The sequence below is a fragment of the Bradyrhizobium nitroreducens genome (assembly GCF_002776695.1).
Taxonomy (GTDB): domain Bacteria; phylum Pseudomonadota; class Alphaproteobacteria; order Rhizobiales; family Xanthobacteraceae; genus Bradyrhizobium; species Bradyrhizobium nitroreducens.
This window is the reverse complement of sequence record NZ_LFJC01000003.1, coordinates 1,893,927-1,916,658: the sequence shown is the minus strand read 5'-3', so window position 1 is coordinate 1,916,658 and position 22,732 is coordinate 1,893,927. Positions and strand designations below refer to the sequence as shown.

Genomic DNA, 22,732 nt, shown 5'->3' with positions numbered 1-22,732 from the left:
GATCAGTTCTTGTAGATCTGGTCAAAGATGCCGCCGTCGGCGAAATGTTCCTTCTGCGCCCTGGTCCAACCACCGAAAACGTCGTCGATCGTAAATAGTTCGACCTTGGCGAAGGAATTTTCGTATTTTTTCGCGATTTCGGCATCGCGCGGTCGGTAGAAGTTGCGTGCGGCGATCTCCTGCCCCTCCTTGGTGTACCAGTACTGGAGGTAGGCATCGGCGGCGTTGCGAGTGCCCTTTTTGTCGGCAACCTTGTCGACGATCGCGACCGGCGGCTCGGCGAGGATGGATTGCGGCGGCGCCACGACCTCGAACCTGTTCGCGCCGAACTCCTTCAGCGCGAGGAACGCCTCATTTTCCCAAGCGAGCAGCACGTCGCCCACGCCGCGCTCGACGAAGGTCACGGTCGCGCCGCGTGCGCCGGTATCGAGCACCGGCACCTGCTGGTAAAGTTTTCCGATGAATTGCTTGGCCTTGTCGGCCGAGCCGTATTTCTTCTGCGCGAAGCCCCAGGCGGCAAGATAATTCCAGCGCGCGCCGCCCGACGTCTTCGGGTTCGGCGTGATCACGGCGACGCCCGGCTTGATCAGATCGTCCCAGTCCTTGATCGCCTTGGGATTGCCCTTGCGCACCAGGAACACGATGGTGGAGGTGTAGGGCGACGCGTTCTGCGGCAACCGCTTCTGCCAATCCGTCGCCGTGAGGCCCTTGTTCGCGATCGCGTCGATGTCGTAGGCGAGCGCGAGCGTCACCACATCGGCCTGCAAGCCGTCGATCACCGCGCGCGCCTGCGACCCGCTACCGCCATGCGATTGCTTGATCTCGACGCTCTTGCCGGTTTCCTTCTGATAGGCGCTCGCGAACGCCTTGTTGAATTCGGCATAAAGCTCGCGTGTCGGATCATACGACACGTTCAGCAGATTGATGTCAGCAGCGAGAGCCGCGCTTGCCAAAAAACCCGTTGCGAGCAATCCTGCAGCGAGCGGAACGATACGGCGCATCATGTCCATCTCCATTCACTTCACTGACATCGGTGTCAGCGAAGGCAGGCGAAACTCGCGGCGAAACGTGCTCAAGTCAACGAAACCGGATTTTCTTGTTCGCGAACTCGCAGTGCGGCTGTACTACGAAGTCTTCATCGTGTGGATGCCGCATTCTGTCTTGGCCCGGCCGCGCCAGCGACCGGCGCGCTCATCCTCGTCGTCGGCCGTTCTGCTCGTGCAAGGCATACACCCGACCGACCGGAATCCGGAGGCGACCAAGGGGTGACGCGGCAATTTGGCGCGGACGAAGATCGCCTCGAGTTCCTCGCGCGAGACGTTGGCGAAGGGATTGAACTTCAATCGCGCACCGTCGTCCTCGACGACGGCAATGTCGGCACGCGCGTTGCCCTGGAAGCGCTTGCGGCCGTTCAGCCAGGCCGAGAACGGCTCGAGCGCACGCGCCAGCGGTTCCACCTTGCGGATGCGGCAGCAGGCGTCGGGATCGGTGAACCAGAGCTCGCGGTCGGGATCTTCGCGCGACAAGGCTTCCTCGGCCGGCTTGATCGAGCGAACGTCCTTCAGGCCGAGTGTCGCGATCAAAGTATCGCGGTAGGCCAGCGTCTCCTCGAACAGCCATCCGGTATCGAGGAAGATCACGGGGATCGCCGGGTCGACGTCCGCCATCACCTTCAGCAACGTCGCCGATTCCGTGCCGAAGGACGACACCAGCGCCAACTTCTCGCGCCCGACCGTCTTCAGCGCCGCAGCGACGATCTCGGCGGGCGAGGCATCGCGCAAGCTCCGATCGAGCTCCTTCGCCGAAGGCAGTGCAGAAGCAGATACCGGCGTAAGCTGGGACGCAATGACGTTCACGTGCCGACACCCTCGGAGTGACGCAGCTGCATGCGCCGGTGCAGGGCCGTGATGCGGCCGTCGCCAGTCGGCTGGTAGAACACCGAATAGCGCTTGGCGGTCTGCATGAAGGCTTCCGCGTCGGCCTGCTTCTTGACCTCGAAGGAATCGAAGCCGGCACGCAGCATGAACACGAACTGATCACGCAGGATCTGTCCGGTGGCGCGCAATTCGCCGCGGTAATTGTAACGCTCGCGCAGCAGGCGGGCCTGGCTGTAGGCGCGCCCGTCGCGGAAGGTCGGGAACACCAGTGCGACGGCGGCGATCCTGCCGAGATAAGGCACGAGCTCGGAGATGTCGCGGCTGTTGGGCCAGATCACGCCGACCTTGCCCGAACGATTGAGCAGCGCATCGGCTTCGCCGATGAAGCGCTCGGCCGGCACCAGGATGTCGCCGCCCTCGGGCAGCGGCGTGTCGACGGCCAGCTTGGCGAAGCTGTCGTCGGTGATCTTTCCGCCTTTAACGAGTGGCATAGACGCGCTCCTTGAAGGGTTCGACGCCGAGACGCTTCACGGTGTCCATGAACAGCTCTTCGGGCCGCTCGCGCAGCGCCAGATAGGCTTCCACGATGTCCTCGATGACGTCGGCGACCTCGTCGAACTTGACGCCCGGCCCGATCAGGGTGCCGAGCGCGGCGTTCTCGTCGGCGCGGCCGCCGATGGTGATCTGGTAGACCTCCTCGCCGTTCTTCTCGACGCCGAGAATGCCGATATGGCCGACATGGTGATGGCCGCAGGCGTTGATGCAGCCGGAGATGTTGATGTGCAGCCGGCCGATCAAATTGGCGAGCTCGTGATTGGCAAAGCGCCGCGTCAGCTCCTGCGCGATCGGGATCGAGCGCGCATTCGCCAGCGAGCAATAGTCGAGACCCGGGCAGGCGATGATGTCGGTGATCAGGTTGACGTTCGGCGTCGCGAGCCCGAGCTTGTCGAGCGCCTTCCACAGCGCCGGCAGATCGCGCTTGGCGACGTGCGGCAGCGCCAAATTCTGCTCGTGGCCGACACGTATCTCGCCGAAGGAAAATTTGTCGGCGAGATCGGCGAGCGCATCCATCTGCTCGGCGGTGGCATCGCCCGGGGGCCCGCCGGTCGGCTTCAGCGAGATCGTGACGATGGAGTAGCCCGGCACCTTGTGCGGAGCCACCGAGTTCTTGCGCCATGCCTCGAAATCGGGATCGGCCGCGGCCTGCCGCAGCTCGTCGGGCATGTGCGGCAGCTTCTCGTAAGCCGGATAGGTGAAGCGCGAGCGGATGTCCTCGATCACCTCGTCGTCGATCTGGAGCGAAGAGTTGCGGATGTGCTGCCACTCCGCCTCGACCTCGCGCGAGAATTTCTCGATGCCGAGCTCATGCACCAGGATCTTGATGCGCGCCTTGTAGATGTTGTCGCGGCGGCCGTACTGGTTGTAGACGCGCAGGATCGCCTCGATGTAGCTGAGGATGTCGCGGCCGTGCACGAAGTGCTTGATGGTCTTGGCGATGAACGGCGTGCGGCCGAGCCCACCGCCGACCAGCACCTCGAAGCCGGTCTCGCCCTTCTCGTTCTTGATCAGGCGGAGGCCGATGTCGTGGATCTTGATCGCGGCGCGGTCGTGATCCGAAGCGGTGATCGCGATCTTGAACTTGCGCGGCAGGAACGAGAATTCCGGGTGCAGCGTGGTGTGCTGGCGGATCAACTCCGACCAGATGCGGGGATCCTCGATCTCGCCCGGCGCGACGCCGGCCCACTGGTCCGAGGTGACGTTGCGCATGTTGTTGCCGGAGGTCTGCATCGCATGGATGCCGACCTTGGCGAGATCCTCCAGCGCGTCCGGCAGCTCGGCGAGCTTGATCCAGTTGAACTGGATGTTCTGCCGCGTGGTGAAATGTCCGTAGCCGCGATCGTACTTTCGCGCGACATGGGCCAGTGCCCGCAACTGGTTCGTCGCCAGCGTGCCGTAGGGGATGGCGACGCGGAACATGTAGGCGTGCAGCTGCAGATAGACGCCGTTCTGCAGACGCAGGATCTTGAACTCGTCCTCGGTGAGCTCGCCGGAAAGGCGTCGCTTCACCTGGTCGCGGAACTCCGAGACGCGCTCGTTGACGAGCGTGCGGTCGATTTCGTCGTAAGCGTACATCAGAGAATGCCTTACACCTGGGCCGACTGTCCGATGGTGACACCGGTACGGCGGATCTGTTCGCGCAGATTGCCGGGCTCGATCTTGCCGTCCGCGCCGACCTGCACCGGGGCGATATAGGGTCCGATCGCGCCGACGTCATCGGCGACGGACTCCGCAAGCAACGCCTTGGCTTCGTCGGAATTGCGTACGATCGCGGCCTCCGACAGGTCCGCAGACCAGCTCTTGGTGGCGGTGCGATAGACGACGATGCCGTCCCAGGTCCGGTTGGCAGTCACGATCGAGGGGCCGGCGATCTTGATCTTCTTCTGTTCGAGCGGGGAGGTCATTCGGCTGCATCCAATAGGTCAGAGATGATTTGGGTGGGTGTCTGGCGGCGAAGCGAACCGGCATGCCGGATCACCTCGCCGATGATGAGAATGGCGGGACCGCCGTCGGTCCGCTGCGCGAGCTCGGGCAGATTGCCCAGCGTGCCGATCGCGCCTTGCGCGTCGGGGCGCGTGACGCGGGCGAACACGCCGACCGGCGTCTCCGGCGAGCGGCCGGCGGCGAGCAGGCCCGCACGCACGGCAGGTGCAGCGGACACGCCCATGTAGACGACGATGGTCATCCGCGTGTCGGTCAGCGTCGACCAGTCCACGGCTTCCGCGTCTCGCGCCTTGTGCGCGGTGAGGAAGGTGATGCGGGTCGCTTCGTGGCGGTAGGTCAGCGGCACTTCGAAATCGGCGGCGCCGCCGAGTCCCGCGGTGATGCCGGGAATGATCGAATAGGCGACGCCTGCGGCGCGCAGCGCTTCGACCTCTTCGCCGCCGCGGCCGAACACGAAGGGATCGCCGCCTTTCAACCGCACGACGCGCTGGCCGGCCTGAGCGGCTTCGATCATGCGCTGGTTGATGGCGTCCTGGCCGATGCCGGGCTTGCCGATGCGGCGGCCGACGGCAACGCGCGTGGTGTCGCGGCGGATGCGGTCGAGAATCTCGGGCGAGACCAGCTCGTCGTGGAAGACGATGTCGGCATCCTGCAGCGCGCGCAGCGCCTTGATGGTGAGGAGATCGGGATCGCCCGGACCGGCGCCGACCAGCGCGACCGAGCCTTCCGGCTTGTCCGCGCGCGCGAATGCCGAGGGATCGGCAATCGCCTCGAGCGCAGCGCCCGCCTCGCTCTTGCGGCCGGCGAGCACGGATGCGCCGATCGGACCGTCGATCACGCGCTCCCAGAAACGGCGGCGCAGCGGAAACTCGGCGATGCGCTCGTTGATGGATTTGCGGAAGCCGCCGATGAACTCGGCGAGTTCGCCGATGCGCGCAGGCAGCAGCGCCTCGATCTTCTCGCGCACGCGCCGCGCCACCACCGGCGAGGAGCCGCCGGTGCCGACCGCGACCACGACATCGCCGCGATCGACGATCGCCGGGAAGATGAAGCTGGAATGTTCGAGATCGTCCATGACGTTGACGGGAAGGCCGAGCGACTTGACGCGCGCCGACATGGCAACGCCGAGATCACCCGCGCCCGCGCAGACGATGGCGATGACGCCTGCGAGATCGGCGGTCAGCGGATCGCTTGTCGCGATTTCGATACGAGCGGCGGCGTCCGCGCCGGGATTGAAATCCTGATTGCCGTCGATCGCATGCACACGGATGCGCGCTCCGGCAGCGGCGAGCACGCGCAATTTTGCGCGCAAGAGCTCGCCCGCGCCGATGAGAACCACCGGACCGGCCTTGAGATCAAGAAACACCGGCAAGAACCGCATGCGATACTCGCTTCCCCCACATCCGGGGTTGACTGGAATTATTTTCTATATATGTGTCGTTTCTAGCGCGCAAAGAGAAATTTTTTCTTCTCTTCCTCGCCGCGACTATAGAATTTTCGCCTCCAAACGCAAAGTGGCAGAGATGCATCTTCTCAGGGACGATTCCGCAGCTATCGGAATGAGCAGCAAAGCCCCGCTCGCACGCGCGGGCTCGCAAGAATATTCTGTCGATGTTGCACCGAGCATGGACCATCTCGACCAGCTCGAGGCGCAGAGCATCTACATTTTCCGCGAGGCCTTCGCTCGCCTGAAGAAGATCGCCCTGCTGTGGTCGCTCGGCAAGGATTCCAACGTCATGATCTGGCTGGCGCGCAAGGCGTTCTTCGGCCGCATGCCGTTTCCGGCTCTCCATGTCGACACCGGCAAGAAGTTTCCGGAGATGTATCGCTTCCGCGACCACTACGGAAAGGAGTGGGATCTCGATCTGCGCGTCGAGCCCTGCCCGCCCATCGATGCCGTCGATCCGACGCTGCCGCCGGCCGCCCGCTCCGCCGCGCGCAAGACCGAAGGTCTCAAGATGGCGCTCGCCAAGTATGGCTTCGACGGCCTGATCGCCGGCATCCGCCGCGACGAGGAGGCGACGCGCGCCAAGGAGCGCGTGTTCTCGCCGCGCGGTCTCGAGGGCAATTGGGACGTGCGCGACCAGCCGCCGGAGTTCTGGGATCATTTCAACGCCTCGCCGCCGCAGGGCGCGCATTTGCGCATCCATCCGATCCTGCATTGGACCGAGGCCGACATCTGGGCCTACACCAAGCGCGAGAACATCCCGATCATCCCGCTCTATCTGTCGAAAGACGGCAAGCGCTACCGTTCGCTGGGAGATCAGGACATCACCAATCCCGTGAATTCGACGGCGTCGACCATCGACGAAATCCTGATCGAGCTCGAACAGACCAAGGTGCCGGAGCGCGCCGGTCGCGCGCTCGACCACGAGACCGAGGACGCCTTCGAGCGCCTTCGCGTCGCCGGCTATCTCTGATTCAACGACGCGAGCGCGACATGAACATGATCGTCACCCCAACCTCGCCCGCCACGCCGAACGGCACCACCCGTCCGCAGGTCCGCATCGTCATCGTCGGCCATGTCGACCACGGCAAGTCGACGCTGGTCGGCCGCCTCCTGCATGAGACCGGCAGCCTGCCCGACGGCAAGCTGGAAATGCTGAAGGCCGTCAGCGCGCGGCGCGGCATGCCGTTCGAATGGTCGTTCCTGCTCGACGCGCTGCAGACCGAGCGCGATCAGGGCATCACCATCGACACCACGCAGATCCGCTTCCGTACCAATTCGCGCGACATCGTCCTGATCGACGCGCCGGGCCACGCGGAATTCCTGCGCAACATGATCACCGGCGCTTCGCAGGCCGACGGCGCGGTGCTGATCATCGACGCGCTCGAGGGCGTGCGTGACCAGACCAGGCGGCACGGCTATCTGCTGCATCTGCTTGGCGTGAAGCAGGTTGCCGTCGTCGTCAACAAGATGGATCGCGTCGATTTCTCGGACCTGCGCTTCAAGGCGATCAGCGACGAGATTTCCGCCCATCTCAACGGCCTCGGCGTGACGCCCACGGCGGTCATTCCGATTTCGGCGCGCGATGGCGATGGCGTCGCCGAGCACACCGATCGGATCGGCTGGTACAAGGGACCGACCGTGGTCGAGGCACTCGACGCCCTCGAACCGGCGCGGCCGCTGGAATCTCTGGCGCTGCGCCTGCCGGTGCAGGCGATCTACAAGTTCGACGATCGCCGCATCGTGGCGGGCCGCATCGAATCCGGCAGCCTCACTGCCGGCGACGAGATCGTGATCATGCCGGCCGGCAAGATCGCCAAGATCAAGACGGTCGAGAGCTGGCCGGTGACGCCGGTCGCGGGACGGCAAGGAGCCGGACGCTCGGTCGGCATCACGCTCGACCGCGAATTGTTCATCGAGCGCGGTGACATCGTCGCCCATGCCGGCACCGCGCCGCGCGAGACGCGCCGGCTGCGCGCGCGCATCTTCTGGCTGCACGACAAGCCGCTCGCCAAGGGCGACCAGTTGCTGGTGCGCTGCGGGCCGAAGGAAAGCCGCGCGACCGTCGTCGCCATCGAGAAGGCGGTCGATCCCGGCGAGCTCTCGAGCAGCGAGAACAAGGCGATCGGCCGCAACCATGTCGGCGAGATCGACATCTCGCTTTCGAATCCGATTGCCACCGATCCCTACACCGACAACCCCCGTACTGGACGTCTCGTGATCGAAGTGTCCGGGCGTATCGCCGGCGGCGGCCTCGTGCTGTCGGTCGATGCCGGCCAGCGTGCCGTGCCTGTCGACATCGTGCCGGTGGAATCCGCGCTGCGTCCCGACGAACGTTCCGCGCGCTATCAGCACAACGGCGCCGTGGTCTGGCTCACCGGCCTGCCCGCTTCGGGCAAGTCGACGCTGGCCAAGGCGCTGGAGCGGCGTCTCTTCACCAATGGCGGCTCGCCGATCCTGCTCGACGGCGACACGCTGCGCGCGGGCCTCAACAGCGATCTCGGCTTCGCCGCCGCCGATCGCAGCGAGAACATCCGCCGCCTCGCCGAAGTCGCCACGCATCTGGCGCGCAACGGCCACATCGCGATCGTCGCCGCGGTCTCGCCCTCCCGCGAAGACCGCGCCACCGCGCGCCGCATCGCCGACACCGCCTTCCGCGAGATCCACGTCGCAACCCCTGCCGAAGTGTGCGAGGAGCGTGATCCCAAGGGCCACTACAAGAAGGCCCGTGCCGGCACCTTGGCCTCGTTCACCGGCATCGGCAACGACTACGAGGCGCCGCAGGCGGCCGAGCTCGTGATCGACACCTCGACGCGGACGGTCGCCGAGGCCGCCAACGAGATCGAGCGCATGCTGAAGACATCAGGCGTCTTGTTCGACGAAGTCGTGGACCTCGCCGCGAATATTTGAGGCCGCCCGCCCTCCGCTGTCGTCGCCCGGCTTGACCGGGCGACCCAGTATTCCAGAGACGGCGTTGGGATATTGAGAAGCCGCGGCGTACTGGATTCCCCGCTTTCGCGGGGAATGACGGCTGTGTGCCGGACACCTCCTTGACATTTTGACAACTTATGTGGGTCTTCTCACCGCCCCGATTTTGGGGCTAATAGGGCCCCGAAAGCCGCCCTCGATGGGCGCATTTTGCTGCTGTCGGGTCAAAAGCAGCCAAAAACAGCCATTTCCAACAAGAAAGCCCATCATGAAACGCGTCGACGCCCACGGATTGAAGATCGCCCCCGTCCTGTTTGACTTCATCGCCAAGGAAGCGGCCCCGAAGACGGGGATCACGCCGGACGCGTTCTGGGCCGGGGTTGCCGCCATCATCAAGGACCTCGGGCCGAAGAACCGCGCGCTGCTGGCCGTGCGCGACACGCTGCAGGCCAAGATCGACGACTGGCACCGTGCCAACAAGGGTAAGGCGTTCGACCTCAACGCCTATACCGCCTTCCTGAAGGAGATCGGCTATCTCGTGCCGGAGCCGGCGACGCAGAAGGTCGAGACTGCGAATGTGGACGAGGAAATCGGCAAGATCTGCGGCCCGCAGCTCGTCGTGCCCCTCACCAACGCGCGCTATGCGCTGAACGCGGCGAACGCGCGCTGGGGCTCGCTCTATGACGCCTTCTACGGCACCGACGCAATCCCGCATGATCCGTCCGAGAGTGGCAAGGGCTACAACAAGGCGCGCGGCGACAAGGTGATCGCCAAGGCCAAGGCGTTCCTCGATGCCGCCGTGCCGCTGGCGACCGGCAGCCACACCGACGTCACCGCCTATAGCGTCGTCGCAGGCCAGCTCGCGGTGAAACTGAAGAGCGGCAATGCCACCGCGCTGAAGAACGCCGCGCAATTCGCGGGCTTCCAGGGCGATGCGGCTTCCCCGAGCGCAGTGCTGCTCGTCAACAACGGCCTGCATGTCGAGGTCAGGATCGACCGCAGCAGCGCGATCGGCAAGGACGATCCGGCCGGCGTCGCCGACATGATCATGGAGTCCGCGGTCTCCACCATCCTCGACATGGAGGACTCGGTCGCCGCGGTCGATGCCGAAGACAAGGTGCTGGTCTACCGCAACACGCTCGGCCTGATGAACGGCACGCTGTCGGCCGACTTCGAGAAGGGCGGCAAGACGCTGACGCGCTCGCTCAACGCCGACCGCTCCTACAAGACCCCCGACGGCAAGGGCGAGCTCAAGCTGCACGGCCGCAGCCTGCTCTTGATGCGCAATTGCGGTCACCACATGTTCACCGACGCGGTGCTGGACGAGAAGGGCGAAGAGGTCCCCGAGGGCCTGCTCGACGCCGCGGTCTCGGGCCTGCTGGCGATCCACGACCTCAAGGGCAACTCGAAGGTCAAGAACAGCCGCACCGGATCGGCCTATATCGTCAAGCCGAAGATGCATGGTCCGGACGAGGTGTCGCTGACCTGCGAGCTGTTCGACCGCGTCGAGAAGATGCTCTCGCTGCCCGAGAACACGCTCAAGGTCGGCATCATGGACGAGGAGCGGCGCACCACCGTCAACCTCAAGGCCTGCATCCAGCGCGCCTCCATGCGCATCATGTTCATCAACACCGGCTTCCTCGACCGTACCGGCGACGAGATCCACACCTCGATGGAAGCGGGCCCGATGATCCGCAAGAACGAGATGAAGGCGCAGGCCTGGATCAAGGCCTATGAGGACTGGAACGTCGACATGGGCCTGACCTGTGGCCTTCCGGGCCACGCCCAGATCGGCAAGGGCATGTGGGCCGCGCCCGACAAGATGGCGGACATGCTTGCCCAGAAGCTCGGCCATCCGCAGGCCGGCGCCACCACCGCCTGGGTTCCCTCGCCGACCGCGGCGACGCTGCACGCGCTGCACTATCACCAGGTCAACGTGACCGCGCGCCAGCAGGAGCTGACCAAGGGCGGACCGCGCGCCAAGCTCGAAGACATCCTCACCATTCCGGTGTCGAAGTCGAACTGGGCGCCCGACGACGTCAAGCAGGAGATCGACAACAACTGCCAGGGCATTCTGGGCTACGTCGTGCGCTGGATCGACCAGGGCGTCGGCTGCTCCAAGGTGCCCGACATCCACGATGTCGGCCTGATGGAAGACCGCGCGACCTTGCGCATCTCCAGCCAGCATCTCGCCAACTGGCTGCATCAGGGCGTGATCACGGAAGCGCAGGTGATGGAATCGCTGAAGCGCATGGCCGTCGTCGTCGACAAGCAGAATGCCGGCGATGCCATCTACAAGCCGATGGCGCCGGCCTTCGACGGCGTCGCCTTCAAGGCCGCCTGCGATCTCATCTTCAAGGGCCGCGAGCAGCCGAACGGCTACACCGAATACATCCTCACCGCCCGCCGCCGCGAGGCCAAGGCGCTCGGCTGAGGGAAGTCACGGCAATGTCAAAAGCCCCGGCGCGAGCCGGGGCTTTTTTGTTGACGAAACGTCGCGGCGCGCCGCGGAACGGCTGAGCGCGCCTCGCGTTGTCCGGCCATCAACCCGTGGGAGATGGTCATGGACTGGAATCGGATCGAAGGAAACTGGAAGCAGTTCAAGGGATCGGCGAAGGAGAAGTGGGCCAAGCTCACCGACGACGACCTCACACTGATCGAGGGACGCCGCGAGCAGCTCGAGGGCCGGCTCCAGGAACGCTACGGCAAGGCCAAGGACCAGGTTCGTCAGGACGTCGACGACTGGCTCAAGGGGCTGCACTGAGCGGCACGAACGAAGCCCCGGCGAAAGCCGGGGCTTTTTGTTGCAGATAGCCCGGACGGCTCGCTCATCCGGGCTACGTGACCGTCGCTAGAACACCGCGAGATATTTCAACAACGACACGATGCCGATGATGATGACGATCACGCGCGCGATCTGCTTGGCGCGGCCGTCCATCGGCAACATGTTGATGAGATAGAGGACGAGAATAACGACGAGAAAAGTGACGAGCACGCCCACCAGCATCGGGATACCCCCTCAGGCAAAATTGCGATCCCTGCTCTAACTCCTGTCACGCGCCCTGGTTCCGCACAGGCAACCCGTTGCAACTTCTAGTAATTCCGTATTTCTACAGGGCCGCCGGGCGCCTAAAACTTTACCCTTTTGCTCTCAGATGCAGAAACCATGCGGGTGTTGCACCCCGAATGGCATGCGATTGTCGACCTGCTGCGCCCAATGTCTCGATGTTGCCGGGCGTCTTCTGATTTTGGACATGGGACTTGGGGGGATTTCGATGCTCAATCGTCTGACCGTATCCGCGTTGCTGAAGGCGGTAATCGCAATCACGTCGGCCTGCGTGGTGATCGCGCTCTCGCTCACCGCCCACGAGTCCTGGGATCGGTTGAGGACCGCCACCCGCATCTCCCAGATTACGGATGCGTCCGCGGACCTGTTCAAGGCGATGCACAATCTGCGCACCGACCGTTCGACCACCAACCGGCTCCTCAACTCGACCGAGCCAATGGACGCGGAGATCGAGAAATATCTGCGGGCGATCCGCGACGCCGAGATGCCGGCGATGGCGCACGCGCTGGAGCTGCTGCCGGCGATGGACTTTCCGCAATCCGTCGCGCTGGTGCCGGAGTTCGCGCGCCTCTACAAATCGGCGAGCGAGCAGCAGAAGCAGTTCTGGGAGGACGTCGTCAAACCGAAGGACCAGCGTCGCGCCGGCCTGCCGAAGGCCTATATGGAGACGACGCAGGGCCTGCTCGACACGCTCGACAAGCTTTCGAACGCCCTCGCCGCCACCGTCAACCACCAGGACGCCACGATCGACCAGCTGCTGTCGATCAAGCAGAATGCCTGGCTGCTCCGCAACACCGCGGGAGAAGCTTCGCTGATCGTCTCGACCGGTCTTGCCGCCGGCAAGATCACACCCGAAGCCCGCAACAACTACACCCAGCATGTCGGCGGCACGTCGGCGATGTGGAAGGCGCTGGAGTTGTCGACTTCGGGAATGCAGTTGCCGCCCGCGCTCGCCTCCGCCCTGGCCTCTGCCAAGACCGCCTATTTCGAGCCGCAATATCTGACCCTGCGGGACCGCCTCGCTGACACGCTGGTCAAGGGCGAGAAGGCCGAGATGACGGCCAATCAGTGGAGCCCGCTCACCGTCGGCCGCCTGTCCAGCGCGGTCGCGGTGGCGGAAGCCGCTCTCGACGCCGCCAAGGTCCATACGCTGGAGCAGCGCGGCGCCGCATTGCGCGCGCTGCTCGTGCAGCTCGTGCTGCTTGCGCTCGCCATCGGACTTGCCGCAGGCGCGATCATGCTGGTCAGCCGCCGCGTGATCCGTCCTCTCAACACGATCCGCGACGCCATGCTGAAAGTTGCGGGCGGCGATCTTGCCGTCGACAGTGGCTATCTCGATCGGCAGGACGAGATCGGCGCGCTTGCCGGCGCGCTGGAAACCTTCAAGCAGCAGGCCACCGACAAGTTGAGGATCGAACAGCAGGAGCGCGAGCGCAATGCCGGCGCGATCGCACGCCAGCGCGCCGTCGAAGCCTATGTCGGCGAGTTCGAGGGCGCCGTGCGCAAGACGCTCGGCGAATTGAGCGATGCCTCCGGCGAGATGCGCAAGACATCCGGTGACCTCTCCGCCGTGTCGCGCCAGACCAACGACCGCGTGCAGGTCGCCGGCAAGGCTTCCAACGACGCCTCGATGAGCGTCGACAGCGTGGCCGCGGCCGCCGAAGAGCTCTCGGCCTCGATCAACGACATCAGCCAGCAGGCAGCCCATGCCGCGGGCATCGCCGGCCGCGCCGTCGCGCAGGCGCGCGAGACCGACGGCACCGTGCAGGGGCTGGCAAAGTCGGCGGGCCGCATCGGCGAGGTCGTCGGGCTCATCAACACCATCGCGGCACAGACCAACCTGCTCGCGCTCAACGCCACCATCGAAGCCGCGCGCGCCGGCGAGGCCGGCCGCGGCTTTGCCGTGGTGGCCTCCGAGGTGAAATCGCTGGCTAGCCAGACGGCGAAGGCGACCGAGGAAATCTCCGAGCAGATCGCCGACATCCAGAAGGTCGCCGGCGATGCCATCAACGCGATCCAGACCATCGGCGGCATCATCGGCGAAGTGAACGAAGTTGCGACCGCGATTGCCGCCGCCGTGCAGGAGCAGGGCGCGGCGACCCAGGAGATCACCCGCAGCACCCAATATGCGGCTCAGGGCACCAAGAACGTGTCGGACAACATTACCGGCGTCAAAGCCGATGCGGATGCTGCCGCCGCGGCCGCCGACAATGTGAAGCAGGCATCCGAAATGCTGGAGACCCAGAGCCGCCAGCTCGGCCACGAGGTCAGCGACTTCCTGGGCAAGATCCGCGCGGCGTAAGGCCGGGGGCGGCCTTCGGCTCGCGCCACAAGCTCCCGTGTCATCCCCGCGAACGCGGGGATCCTAACCCCGGGGAGTGGTTTGGCACGAGCCGGCAACCACGAGTCTTCGCCAAATCCAATCCTGTGGCTATCGCGACGAGCGCAAGCGCTCGCGCTGGGATCCCGGATCTGCGTTTCGCTCGTCCGGGATGACGGTGTTTGTGGGGCGGCCAGCGCCGGCAAATCAGCCGACACCCGCGCGCCTATTCCTTCGCCACCACCGGCACCTGGCGGAATTTGGCGCGCACCGAGTCCGGCAGCGGCGAGAAATTCATCGCGACGCCGCGGCGGTCGTTGGCATTGCGGTTGGCGACCACGAGGCCGTCGGCACTGGCGACGATGTCACCCCTGCGCAGGGTGGGATCGTCCTCGACCTTGACCTGAGCGAGCCCGACCGGATCCTTGCCGTTGCAGGTGCAGCCCGCGACGATCTCATTGCGATAGCGATACGCGTTCGGCATTTCGGAATAGGGTTTTCCCTTATCCGAGGTGGCGTCGTCGATGTCGCCGCCATAGACCAGCGAGGTTTCGGAAGCCGGGCAGAAGCTCTTGCAGGATTGCGCCTTGCTCTCGGCATCATTGCCTTGCGCCGGGAAGTAGCGGCCATCGCAGCCACGCACGCAATAGGCGGTGCCGCCGCCATAGGAGGCCCGTTGGCGCGGCGCGTCGTATCGCGGCATGTCGTCATTGGGGAACGGCACCCGGATCTCCGGCGGCGGCCGCATCCGGAAGCCGCCAAACAGAGCCGAGAAGAAATCCTCCGCATGTGCCGCTGGCGACAATGCCAGCCCGGCGGAGACGACGATCAGGATCGCCGCACCGCCAGCCACTTTGCCAATCAGGCGTCTGCTCATGTGACCTCACTCAATCCGACTTAGTTGACGGCCGATGGCGCCGAAATATTCAGCGCCTGCCGCCCCGAGGGCAGCGTCGTCACGGCCGGACGCTTGCGCACGGGGTCGCCGCCTCTGGCCATCAGCGGAGCGTTCTTCGGCAGCACCACGACCTTGGCACCGACATTGACGCGACCGAACAGGTCGATGACGTCCTCGTTGGTCATGCGGATGCAACCGGAGGAGACGAACTTGCCGATCGTGGAGGGATCGTTGGTGCCGTGGATGCGGTACTCGCTGGAGCCGAGATACATCGCACGCGCACCGAGCGGATTGCCGGGACCGCCGGCGACGAAGCGCGGCAGATAAGGCTGGCGCGCAATCATCTCGGCCGGCGGATGCCAGTCCGGCCACTCCGCCTTGCGGCTGACGCTCTGCACGCCGGACCAGGTGAAGCCTTCACGGCCGACGCCGACGCCATAGCGGATGGCGCGGCCGTTGCCGAGCACGTAGTAGAGATAGGTGTTGTTGGTGTCGATCACGATGGTGCCGGCCGGCTCGCTGCGGTCGAAGCCGACAATTTGCTTGCGCAGGCGATCGGGCAGCTGGGCATCCTCATCGGCCGCCTGCGGTGCCTCGTTGACCGCGCCCTGCGAATACGCCTGGTCCGGCGGGTAGGCCTGTGGCTGTATCGGCGCATAGCCGAACGTCTGCGCGCTCGCGCCGCCGAACGGCACCGCGAGAAGAGCGGTTGCAAGAGCGAATGCGGTGACGACGCGCGGCGAAAAGCTGCGACGGACTGCAGAGAACTTTGTCATGTGCTGCCCCGTGAAGTGTGTGCATCAGGGTGATGCGCTGTCCAATGAACTCCGCGAGGGCGCCCCAAGTTCCGGTGCAGCGAGCGGCAGCCATGTCACAGTCAAGCGAGCCCGGCTTCACGATGCCGCGATGGAACCGCCGCGCTTCTGGCGCATTATCGGTCGTCAAATGGGCGCGCGGACGAGGCTTCCGTGCGGGAGAGAGATTGTGCGCGTCCTTCCGAGTGAACGTCCGAGTCCCGGCAACAGCGAAGGCGATCCGCTTCCCGACAGCCGCAGTGAGCTGCCGCCGGTCATCCGCCGCACGGAGTTCGTCGCCTTTGCGCTTGCAGGCTTGCTGCTGATTGCCTTCGTCACCGTGCTCTACGTTGGCAGGGCTTTCTTCCTGCCCGTGGTGATGGCCTTCGTCACCGGCACCATGCTGTCGCCGGCGGCGGGCTTTCTGGAGCGGTACAAGGTCCCGCGCGGACTGGGCGCCGCTCTGATCGTGGCCGCGGGGACCACCGTGGTCGCTTTCGTGGTAGCGCTGATCGCCTCCCCGGTGATGGAGTGGAGCACGCGCTTGCCGGAGCTCGGCGCGCAACTCAAGGACAAGATGCACGTGTTCGACCGGCCGCTTGCGCTGTGGCGCGAGACGCAAGCCATGATCGGCGGCTCGGAAGGGTTGCCGAGCTTCCAGATGCCGAAGGTCGAGTGGGTGCAGCCGACCCTGGAATTCCTGTCACCGACCTTTACCGAATTCCTGCTGTTCTTCGTCACCCTGATCCTGTTCATCGCCAGCTGGCGCGACCTGCGGCGCGCCATGATCATGATCTTCAGCGATCATGACGCGCGGCTTCGCACACTCCGGATTCTCAACGAGATCGAGGTGCATCTCGGCAATTATCTCCTGACCGTGACGCTCATCAACGTCGGCGTCGGTGTCGGCACCGGTCTCATCTGCGCGCTCACCGGGATGCCCAATCCGGCCGGGCTCGGCGCGCTCGCAGCAGCGCTCAACTTCATCCCGATCATCGGGCCGGTCGCGATGTTCGCGGTGCTGGTCGTGGTAGGGTTGGTTGCCTTTCCGACCATCGGCGGCGGCCTGATGGCGGCACTTGCCTTCGGCGGTCTTACCTTTCTGGAAGGGCACTTCATCACCCCGGCGATCATCGGCAGGCGGCTCGCGCTGAATGCACTCGCAGTCCTGCTTGCGCTGGCGTTCTGGACCTGGCTCTGGGGCCCGATGGGCGCGTTCCTGTCGTCTCCGCTGCTGATCGTCGCGCTGATCCTCAAGGAGCATCTGTTGCCGTCGGATTCGCCGCAATTGCCGCAGGCCTGACCGGTTTCCGCAAACGGAACTTCCCCGGTGACGAAACGTTTTCCGGCTATCTCAGCCGTCAACAGTTTGGAGCTCCCGATGTCCGCGACCAGTACCGAAGCCGGGATGAGTGACTGGACCGACAAAGCCACCAGAGAACGCCTCGAAAAGGATGTAGCAGCCGTGAAAAGCGATATCGCCGCCCTCACCGACCAGATCACCGACGCGCTCAACAGTTTTGCCAATTCCACGAGCAGGCAGGCCCGTCGCGGCTACCGCCAGGCGCGCGAGAACATGGATACCGCGATCGACGACGTGTCGGAGCGGGGCGGCGCCATGATGGATGCGGCCCAAGAGGCTTACGGATCGATCGAGGAGACGCTCGAAGACGCGATCACGCAACGGCCGCTCGCGACCGTCGGCCTCGCGCTCGGGATCGGCTTCCTGATCGGCGCCGCCTGGCGCCGGTGAGATCGCGGAGGTAGCTCGAAGTGGCGGCGCCGGCGCGCCGCCGCTCTCGACCCGTGACGGTTTGGCTTGTGGGGATTTGAGGAGCGAGGCCATGTTTCAGCGCATCATCGACGGGATCAATGCATCCGCCGGCACGACTGTGCGGCTGACCTCGCTCGCTGCAGGCGCGGCCCTCGCGCTGTTCGTCACGACCTGTTTCCTTTGTGCCGCCGCCTTCATCTCGGTCCTGGAGAAATATGGCCCGGTGCAAGCCTGTCTTGCCGGCGCAGGCATCTTCTTCCTGCTGACGCTGACTGCGGCGGGCTCCTATTGGGGCTACAAGCGCGAGGTTCAGAAGCGCGCCCAGATCGCGGCCGAGCGTGCCGCGAAGTCGGCGGCCTCGAGCATGCTCGCGGACCCCATGCTGCTCGCCACCGGGCTCCAGATCGTTCGTGCCATCGGCGTCAAGCGGCTGCTACCGATCCTGGCGATCGGCGGCGTTGCCCTCGGCATCATGGCGAGCCGCGCCGGCGCATCCGACGAGGTCTCGGCCGAACCGGCCGAATAAGGACGGGACGACGTTAAGAAAATTTCGTCGCAAGAGGAGCGCGGGCGCACGGCGGCAATCATTTGTCCGTTCTGCGCAATTTTCTTTGAGCACCCGGCCTTCGCTCACGCAAACGCTACTCGGATGGGCAGGCGGTTGCCGCTAAAAGCGTCGCCCCTGATTCCAAAAGTCATTTTTCCCGATGAAACCGTCCGTCCAGGCGAATCTTGCCGCATTCCGTCACGACGCCAGGCTGTATTTGACGCTCGGCATCGCCAATTGGTCGGTTTTCGTCGACCACATCCCGAACAACGTCGTCAACCTGCTGACGCTGCGCAATTTCGGCTTCAGCGGCGCCGCCGACCTGTTCGTGTTCGTGGTGGGTTACGGCGTCGCGATCATCCACGGCCGGATCGCACTGGAGCGCGGCTATCTCGTCGCCGCGACGCGCATCTTCCGCCGCGTCTGGCGGCTTTATGCCGCCTATGTCGTGCTGTTCGTGATCTATATCGACACCATCGCCTACGTGGCGTCGCAATCGATGGCGCCGGAGATCATCCACGAATACAACATTTCGGGGATTCTCGAGCATCCGCTGCGCATCCTCGTCCGCGGACTCGTGCTCCAGGAGGAGCCGCTGAATCTCGATCTCCTGCAATTGATGATCCCGCTGATGGCTTTCTTTCCATTCGCGCTGTGGGGCCTGTTGCGGCGGCCGAACGTGACCCTGGCGGCGTCGGTCGCGCTCTATCTGGCCGCGCGCTGGTTCGACTGGAATTTCCGGGTCTACCCGGACCAGGAATGGACCTTCAATCCGCTGTGCTGGCAGATGCTGATGGTGCTCGGGGGCTGGTTCGCCGTGACAGGCGCATCGGGGCGCGTGCTGCGCGAGATGGGTTGGCTGCGGATCCTCGCCGCGAGCTATCTCATCTTCGCGATGGCGGTCACCTTGCTGCGCCATTCGCCGGCATTGTCCGCTTACCTGCCGGACTTCCTGCTCGACAGCATCGCGCCGACCGACAAGGAAAACCTCGCGCCCTACCGCGTGGTTCACTTCCTCGCACTCGCCCTGCTGGCGACCCATCTCATTCCGGCCGATCACCCCGGCCTGCGGTTGAAGCCGCTCCAGGCGGTCATCAGGTGTGGTGAGGAATGGCTCGCGGTGTTCTGCGTCGGCGTGTTCCTGTCTTTCGCCGGCCATCTCATCCTGATCACCAGCGCCAATCTGGTGGTGATGCAGATCGTGGTGAGCCTCACCGGCTTCGCCGCGATGACCGCGGTGGCCTACTACGTCGCCTGGTCGAAGTGGCAGGATCTGCCCGCGGCCTTGCGACAGCAGGCCTAACGCACGACCGATTTCCCTAGGCCGGCCGCTGCGGCTGCGCTATCCCGGAGCAGGAGCGGGTTGCGCGAGGAGACCGGGCGTGGTGACGGCCAATGGCGGGGGTGACGGGGCCGACAATGCCCCCCGGCGCGGCCGGCCCCGATCGATCGAGACCAGCAACGCCATTCTCGAAAGCGCCTACGCGCTGATGGCGTCCACCGGCCTTGCCGCCACCACCATCGACGCGGTCGCTCGCCACAGCGGCGTCTCCAAGATGACGATCTACAAATGGTGGCCGTCGCGCGAGGCGCTCTTGATCGACGCCTTTCTTCAGCATGCGGCGCAGATGCTGCCGCTGCCGCCGGAAAGCTCCGGCAGCCCCGCGGCACGCGCCCGCCGCCACGCCACGGCCTATGCCGAGGCATTGCAGGGCGAGTTCGGCAAGGTCCAGCTCGCCGTCATCTCCGAATGCATCTCCAAGACGGGCTCCGCCGAACTGTTCTATGCCCGCTATCTGCAGTTCCGTCGCGACGCGCTTGTGAGAATGATTGCGGCAGGCCAGAACGACGGCAGCATCCTGGCCGAAGGGCCGGCTGAGGATCTCTACGACGCGATCTATGGCGGCCTGTTCTATCGCTACGTCTTCGGCATCGCGCCGATCACGCCTGGCTACGCCCGCAACCTGGTCGACCTGGTGTTGCGGCCGAAGGGATAGCTATCGCGCAGGCCGCACCGGAGCCGAGATCTTATCCGTGCGATCGCGTTCGGTCATGTCGACCACAGTCTCCATCGGTGCCGTGAGCTCATAGACGTAGGAGACGTCGGTGAAATAGCGCTTGGCGGTGCCCCCTAACGCCTCAGGCGCGACACGGTCGAGCAGAATCAGGCCGAAATCGGAATCGGGGCGGCGCGTCGCCTCGCTGGTGTTGAACTCCTCCCAGCGAAACTGAAAGACCTCGTCGGGCTCCCGGCCCGTCACCGTCCAGCTGGCGGTGATGTGCGGATGCTTTCCGACCAGCGACAGTCCCTCATCGGAATGCGAGGCGAGCTCGAAAAACAGCAGCGAGAGGCTCTGCGCGGCGCGTGCACTGACCGCGATATCGGGCCCGGTGACGGCGATGCGGTCGGCATGCGGGATGGCCCGCGCCTCGAACAGGCCTTTCAACTTGACGCCCTGCCACTGGCTCTCGCTGAGCAGCGAGACCACGTTGGACATCGCGTGGATGCGCCCGATCAGGAGCTCGCGGGCGACGTCGATGTCCGAGCCGTGGCGCAAGGTGCGCGTCACGATCGACTGGATCACCGCAAGGATGTTCTTGACCCGGTGGTTGAGCTCGTCGATCACGGCGGTCAAGCGGCGCTCGAAGCCGATTCGGACCTGGATTTCCCGGCTGAGCCGCAGATTGTTGTACGCGACATAGCCGAACAGGCCGCACACCATCGCCGTGATCGCAAGGCCGATCGCCGCAACGATGATCGCGGTCTGTTCCGCACGGCGCACCGAGTTGGTCTTGGCGTAGTAGCCGAGCTGCCAATCTCGCGCACCGAAGCTCACCGTGCGCGTCGCCGATGGCGCCGGCCCGTCCGCCGCCACGCTGCGCGTCGAGACCACGCCCTGGTCGTTGGCGATCAGCTCGCCGCCTTCCTTGCGTGGATCCCTGAGCGCGACCGAGAACAGCGACATGTCGTCATTGGTCAACATCAGCGAAGCGAGCTCGTAGGAAAACGTGACGAACCCGGCCGGCTCGGTTGCCCCCTCGGGAATGACGGGCGCAGCCACGATGACGCCGATGGGCCCGTTCCCGCGCAACAGCGGAATCGGGTCCGAGGCAACCGATCTCTTCTCGACTCGGGCGCGCGTCAGCATGGCGCTGCGAACCGGGTCCTGGTCGTAACTTCGTCCCGGCAGAGCCTTGGTCTCGTCGCTGCGCGGCTCGAGATCCAACAGCACGTCGATCGGCTCGGTGATCTCCACCGGATTGATCGGCTTGTCGTCAAAGCTGCGGATCTTCGGGTTCGGGAAGCCGGCGCCCCCGATGGCAGCCTGCGCCGCGGTCAGCTCGTTCGGCTTCAGCCGGGCGATCCAGCCGGCCACCACGAAATCCGTCTTGAACGCGTAGATGGCCGAGCGCAGCGGCTCCAGCATGTTCGGCTTGATCACGGATGGCGCGCGGAACAGGCCTGAGGCGACACGGGCGAGCAGTTCGCGTTCGGTGAGCCGATCCTGGACCAGGCTGGCGTGAACGTCGATCGCACGCGCGAGCGCGATCCGGTCCAGTGCCAGCTCCTGGTCGTGGACGCGATAGGCCGCAAGCCCGGAGAGCAAGGCCCCGAGCAGAGCGATGAAACCGATGATGAAACCCAGCCGGACCACGCGACTACTCAGGCGAAGGCAGGAGGTCGGCAATAAACAGGGAGCATATGAACGCCGCTCGAACGGCCATGTGCCGAAACAAGGTGGACCCCAGTGGCAGAGATAATGGAGGAGGAGGCATCAGTACGCAACTTGGGTCGCCTGAAAAGCTTAATCCGACCGGCCGATGGTCTGGCCGGGATGATTTGCCCGGGCACCGGAGGTAATCAATCGCCGTGTCCGAAATTTGTTCCGTCGTCGCGGCCCGGACCCCAAGGTTAACGGCGAAAAACGCATGCGCCAGTTCGTCGCGTCGTCAACCCGCCCGTTTCAAGCCGCCCTTGGCCTCGATGAAGCCGACGATGCGCTCGAGCCCCTCGCTCTTCTTCAGGTTGGTCATGACGAAAGGACGCTCGCCGCGCATGCGCCGGGCGTCCGTGTCCATCTTCTCCAGGGAGGCGCCGACATGGGGCGCGAGGTCAATCTTGTTGATGACCAGAAGATCGGACCGGGTGATGCCGGGACCGCCCTTGGACGGGATCTTGTCGCCGGCGGCCACGTCGATCACATAGATGGTGAGGTCGGCCAGCTCCGGGGAAAAAGTGGCAGCGAGATTGTCGCCGCCGGACTCGATCAGCACGAGATCGAGCCCAGGAAATTTGGCGCGCATGTCCGCGACCGCGGCGAGGTTCATCGAGGCATCCTCGCGGATGGCGGTGTGCGGACAGCCGCCGGTCTCGACGCCGGCAATGCGGTCCGGCGTCAGCGAGCCCGACCGCACCAGGAATTCCGCATCCCATTTGGTGTAGATGTCGTTGGTGATCGCGGCGATATCATAGCGTTCGCGCATGGTCTTGCAGAGCAGGTCCATCAGCGCGGTCTTGCCCGATCCGACCGGGCCGCCGACGCCGACACGCAAGGGGCCGTGGGATTTCGACATGTA

At 64.9% G+C, this 22,732-nt stretch carries 21 protein-coding genes; 10 read left to right on the top strand and 11 right to left on the bottom strand.

Going from position 1 to position 22,732, the window contains the following annotated elements:
• Positions 1-2: 2 nt before the first annotated feature.
• The 6 genes from TSA1_RS09545 to cysG form a co-directional block, all read right to left on the bottom strand.
• Positions 3-1,016: a sulfate ABC transporter substrate-binding protein gene (locus tag TSA1_RS09545; protein ID WP_100176127.1), complete on the bottom strand. Its 1,014-nt coding sequence runs from the start codon at positions 1,014-1,016 to the stop codon at positions 3-5.
• Between the two features lie 108 nt (positions 1,017-1,124).
• Positions 1,125-1,856 carry a phosphoadenylyl-sulfate reductase gene (locus TSA1_RS09540; RefSeq protein ID WP_100176126.1) on the bottom strand — a complete coding sequence of 244 codons (732 nt, stop codon included), beginning with the start codon at positions 1,854-1,856 and terminating at the stop codon, positions 1,125-1,127.
• Positions 1,853-2,368 carry a DUF934 domain-containing protein gene (locus TSA1_RS09535; RefSeq protein WP_100176125.1) on the bottom strand — a complete coding sequence of 172 codons (516 nt, stop codon included), beginning with the start codon at positions 2,366-2,368 and terminating at the stop codon, positions 1,853-1,855. The genes TSA1_RS09540 and TSA1_RS09535 overlap by 4 nt, the downstream gene beginning before the upstream one ends.
• The gene (locus TSA1_RS09530; protein WP_100176124.1) at positions 2,355-4,010 is read right to left on the bottom strand and encodes a nitrite/sulfite reductase; all 1,656 of its coding nucleotides are present in this window, start codon (positions 4,008-4,010) and stop codon (positions 2,355-2,357) included. Before TSA1_RS09530 ends, TSA1_RS09535 begins: the two co-directional genes overlap by 14 nt.
• A gap of 11 nt (positions 4,011-4,021) precedes the next feature.
• On the bottom strand, positions 4,022-4,339 hold the full coding sequence (locus tag TSA1_RS09525) for a DUF2849 domain-containing protein (protein WP_100176123.1): 318 nt from the start codon (positions 4,337-4,339) through the stop codon (positions 4,022-4,024).
• Entirely contained in the window at positions 4,336-5,760 is a 1,425-nt protein-coding gene (gene cysG / locus TSA1_RS09520; protein ID WP_100176122.1) for a siroheme synthase CysG, read from the bottom strand. The genes TSA1_RS09525 and cysG overlap by 4 nt, the downstream gene beginning before the upstream one ends.
• 244 nt (positions 5,761-6,004) lie before the next feature.
• Between cysG and cysD the strand changes: the two genes are divergently transcribed.
• From cysD to TSA1_RS09500, 4 genes are all read left to right on the top strand, one after another.
• Positions 6,005-6,799 (top strand): sulfate adenylyltransferase subunit CysD, encoded by a 795-nt coding sequence (cysD, locus tag TSA1_RS09515; RefSeq protein WP_100181053.1) that lies wholly within the window; start codon positions 6,005-6,007, stop codon positions 6,797-6,799.
• A gap of 20 nt (positions 6,800-6,819) precedes the next feature.
• Complete coding sequence (gene cysC / locus TSA1_RS09510) at positions 6,820-8,736, top strand: adenylyl-sulfate kinase (protein ID WP_100176121.1); 1,917 nt, start codon at positions 6,820-6,822, stop codon at positions 8,734-8,736.
• Between the two features lie 286 nt (positions 8,737-9,022).
• Positions 9,023-11,188, top strand: a complete 2,166-nt coding sequence (locus TSA1_RS09505; RefSeq protein WP_100176120.1) for a malate synthase G — start codon at positions 9,023-9,025, stop codon at positions 11,186-11,188.
• 129 nt (positions 11,189-11,317) lie between these two features.
• A complete protein-coding gene (locus TSA1_RS09500; protein ID WP_028178419.1) occupies positions 11,318-11,518 on the top strand; it encodes a CsbD family protein in 201 nt (66 codons plus the stop codon).
• Positions 11,519-11,605: 87 nt separating this feature from the next.
• Here TSA1_RS09500 and TSA1_RS09495 read toward each other — a convergent pair whose 3' ends face one another.
• The gene (locus tag TSA1_RS09495) at positions 11,606-11,761 is read right to left on the bottom strand and encodes a Thivi_2564 family membrane protein (RefSeq protein ID WP_008546817.1); all 156 of its coding nucleotides are present in this window, start codon (positions 11,759-11,761) and stop codon (positions 11,606-11,608) included.
• Between the two features lie 268 nt (positions 11,762-12,029).
• Between TSA1_RS09495 and TSA1_RS09490 the strand changes: the two genes are divergently transcribed.
• The gene (locus TSA1_RS09490) at positions 12,030-14,123 is read left to right on the top strand and encodes a methyl-accepting chemotaxis protein (protein WP_100176119.1); all 2,094 of its coding nucleotides are present in this window, start codon (positions 12,030-12,032) and stop codon (positions 14,121-14,123) included.
• 244 nt (positions 14,124-14,367) lie between these two features.
• Here TSA1_RS09490 and TSA1_RS09485 read toward each other — a convergent pair whose 3' ends face one another.
• A complete protein-coding gene (locus TSA1_RS09485; RefSeq protein WP_100176118.1) occupies positions 14,368-15,018 on the bottom strand; it encodes a DUF2865 domain-containing protein in 651 nt (216 codons plus the stop codon).
• 20 nt (positions 15,019-15,038) lie between these two features.
• Positions 15,039-15,815 carry a L,D-transpeptidase gene (locus TSA1_RS09480; protein ID WP_100176117.1) on the bottom strand — a complete coding sequence of 259 codons (777 nt, stop codon included), beginning with the start codon at positions 15,813-15,815 and terminating at the stop codon, positions 15,039-15,041.
• Positions 15,816-16,023: 208 nt separating this feature from the next.
• Here TSA1_RS09480 and TSA1_RS09475 point away from each other — a divergent pair, with 208 nt between their 5' ends.
• The 5 genes from TSA1_RS09475 (at position 16,024) to TSA1_RS09455 (ending at position 20,151) form a co-directional block, all read left to right on the top strand.
• Complete coding sequence (locus TSA1_RS09475) at positions 16,024-17,136, top strand: AI-2E family transporter (RefSeq protein ID WP_174718835.1); 1,113 nt, start codon at positions 16,024-16,026, stop codon at positions 17,134-17,136.
• Between the two features lie 78 nt (positions 17,137-17,214).
• Positions 17,215-17,586, top strand: a complete 372-nt coding sequence (locus TSA1_RS09470; RefSeq protein WP_100181052.1) for an ElaB/YgaM/YqjD family protein — start codon at positions 17,215-17,217, stop codon at positions 17,584-17,586.
• 91 nt (positions 17,587-17,677) lie between these two features.
• On the top strand, positions 17,678-18,133 hold the full coding sequence (locus TSA1_RS09465; RefSeq protein WP_100176115.1) for a hypothetical protein: 456 nt from the start codon (positions 17,678-17,680) through the stop codon (positions 18,131-18,133).
• 181 nt (positions 18,134-18,314) lie between these two features.
• Positions 18,315-19,457: an OpgC domain-containing protein gene (locus TSA1_RS09460; protein ID WP_100176114.1), complete on the top strand. Its 1,143-nt coding sequence runs from the start codon at positions 18,315-18,317 to the stop codon at positions 19,455-19,457.
• Positions 19,458-19,536: 79 nt separating this feature from the next.
• Positions 19,537-20,151, top strand: coding sequence for a TetR/AcrR family transcriptional regulator (locus TSA1_RS09455; RefSeq protein ID WP_174718834.1), 615 nt, complete (start codon positions 19,537-19,539; stop codon positions 20,149-20,151).
• On the opposite strand, the gene TSA1_RS09450 is transcribed toward TSA1_RS09455, so the two are convergent.
• Together TSA1_RS09450 and ureG are read right to left on the bottom strand one after the other, a co-directional pair.
• Positions 20,152-21,810 carry a CHASE domain-containing protein gene (locus TSA1_RS09450; RefSeq protein ID WP_100176112.1) on the bottom strand — a complete coding sequence of 553 codons (1,659 nt, stop codon included), beginning with the start codon at positions 21,808-21,810 and terminating at the stop codon, positions 20,152-20,154.
• A gap of 295 nt (positions 21,811-22,105) precedes the next feature.
• A complete protein-coding gene (gene ureG, locus TSA1_RS09445; RefSeq protein ID WP_100176111.1) occupies positions 22,106-22,729 on the bottom strand; it encodes an urease accessory protein UreG in 624 nt (207 codons plus the stop codon).
• Between the last annotated feature and the right edge of the window lie 3 nt (positions 22,730-22,732).

What these genes read in the sequence shown, in the direction of transcription:
- TSA1_RS09545 (WP_100176127.1), bottom strand. Translation starts at nt 1,016, where the DNA reads ATGGAGATGGACATGATGCGCCGTATCGTTCCGCTCGCTGCAGGATTG.
- TSA1_RS09535 (WP_100176125.1), bottom strand. Translation starts at nt 2,368, where the DNA reads ATGCCACTCGTTAAAGGCGGAAAGATCACCGACGACAGCTTCGCCAAG.
- TSA1_RS09530 (WP_100176124.1), bottom strand. Translation starts at nt 4,010, where the DNA reads ATGTACGCTTACGACGAAATCGACCGCACGCTCGTCAACGAGCGCGTC.
- TSA1_RS09525 (WP_100176123.1), bottom strand. Translation starts at nt 4,339, where the DNA reads ATGACCTCCCCGCTCGAACAGAAGAAGATCAAGATCGCCGGCCCCTCG.
- cysG (WP_100176122.1), bottom strand. Translation starts at nt 5,760, where the DNA reads ATGCGGTTCTTGCCGGTGTTTCTTGATCTCAAGGCCGGTCCGGTGGTT.
- cysD (WP_100181053.1), top strand. Translation starts at nt 6,005, where the DNA reads ATGGACCATCTCGACCAGCTCGAGGCGCAGAGCATCTACATTTTCCGC.
- cysC (WP_100176121.1), top strand. Translation starts at nt 6,820, where the DNA reads ATGAACATGATCGTCACCCCAACCTCGCCCGCCACGCCGAACGGCACC.
- TSA1_RS09505 (WP_100176120.1), top strand. Translation starts at nt 9,023, where the DNA reads ATGAAACGCGTCGACGCCCACGGATTGAAGATCGCCCCCGTCCTGTTT.
- TSA1_RS09500 (WP_028178419.1), top strand. Translation starts at nt 11,318, where the DNA reads ATGGACTGGAATCGGATCGAAGGAAACTGGAAGCAGTTCAAGGGATCG.
- TSA1_RS09495 (WP_008546817.1), bottom strand. Translation starts at nt 11,761, where the DNA reads ATGCTGGTGGGCGTGCTCGTCACTTTTCTCGTCGTTATTCTCGTCCTC.
- TSA1_RS09490 (WP_100176119.1), top strand. Translation starts at nt 12,030, where the DNA reads ATGCTCAATCGTCTGACCGTATCCGCGTTGCTGAAGGCGGTAATCGCA.
- TSA1_RS09485 (WP_100176118.1), bottom strand. Translation starts at nt 15,018, where the DNA reads ATGAGCAGACGCCTGATTGGCAAAGTGGCTGGCGGTGCGGCGATCCTG.
- TSA1_RS09480 (WP_100176117.1), bottom strand. Translation starts at nt 15,815, where the DNA reads ATGACAAAGTTCTCTGCAGTCCGTCGCAGCTTTTCGCCGCGCGTCGTC.
- TSA1_RS09470 (WP_100181052.1), top strand. Translation starts at nt 17,215, where the DNA reads ATGTCCGCGACCAGTACCGAAGCCGGGATGAGTGACTGGACCGACAAA.
- TSA1_RS09465 (WP_100176115.1), top strand. Translation starts at nt 17,678, where the DNA reads ATGTTTCAGCGCATCATCGACGGGATCAATGCATCCGCCGGCACGACT.
- TSA1_RS09460 (WP_100176114.1), top strand. Translation starts at nt 18,315, where the DNA reads ATGAAACCGTCCGTCCAGGCGAATCTTGCCGCATTCCGTCACGACGCC.
- ureG (WP_100176111.1), bottom strand. Translation starts at nt 22,729, where the DNA reads ATGTCGAAATCCCACGGCCCCTTGCGTGTCGGCGTCGGCGGCCCGGTC.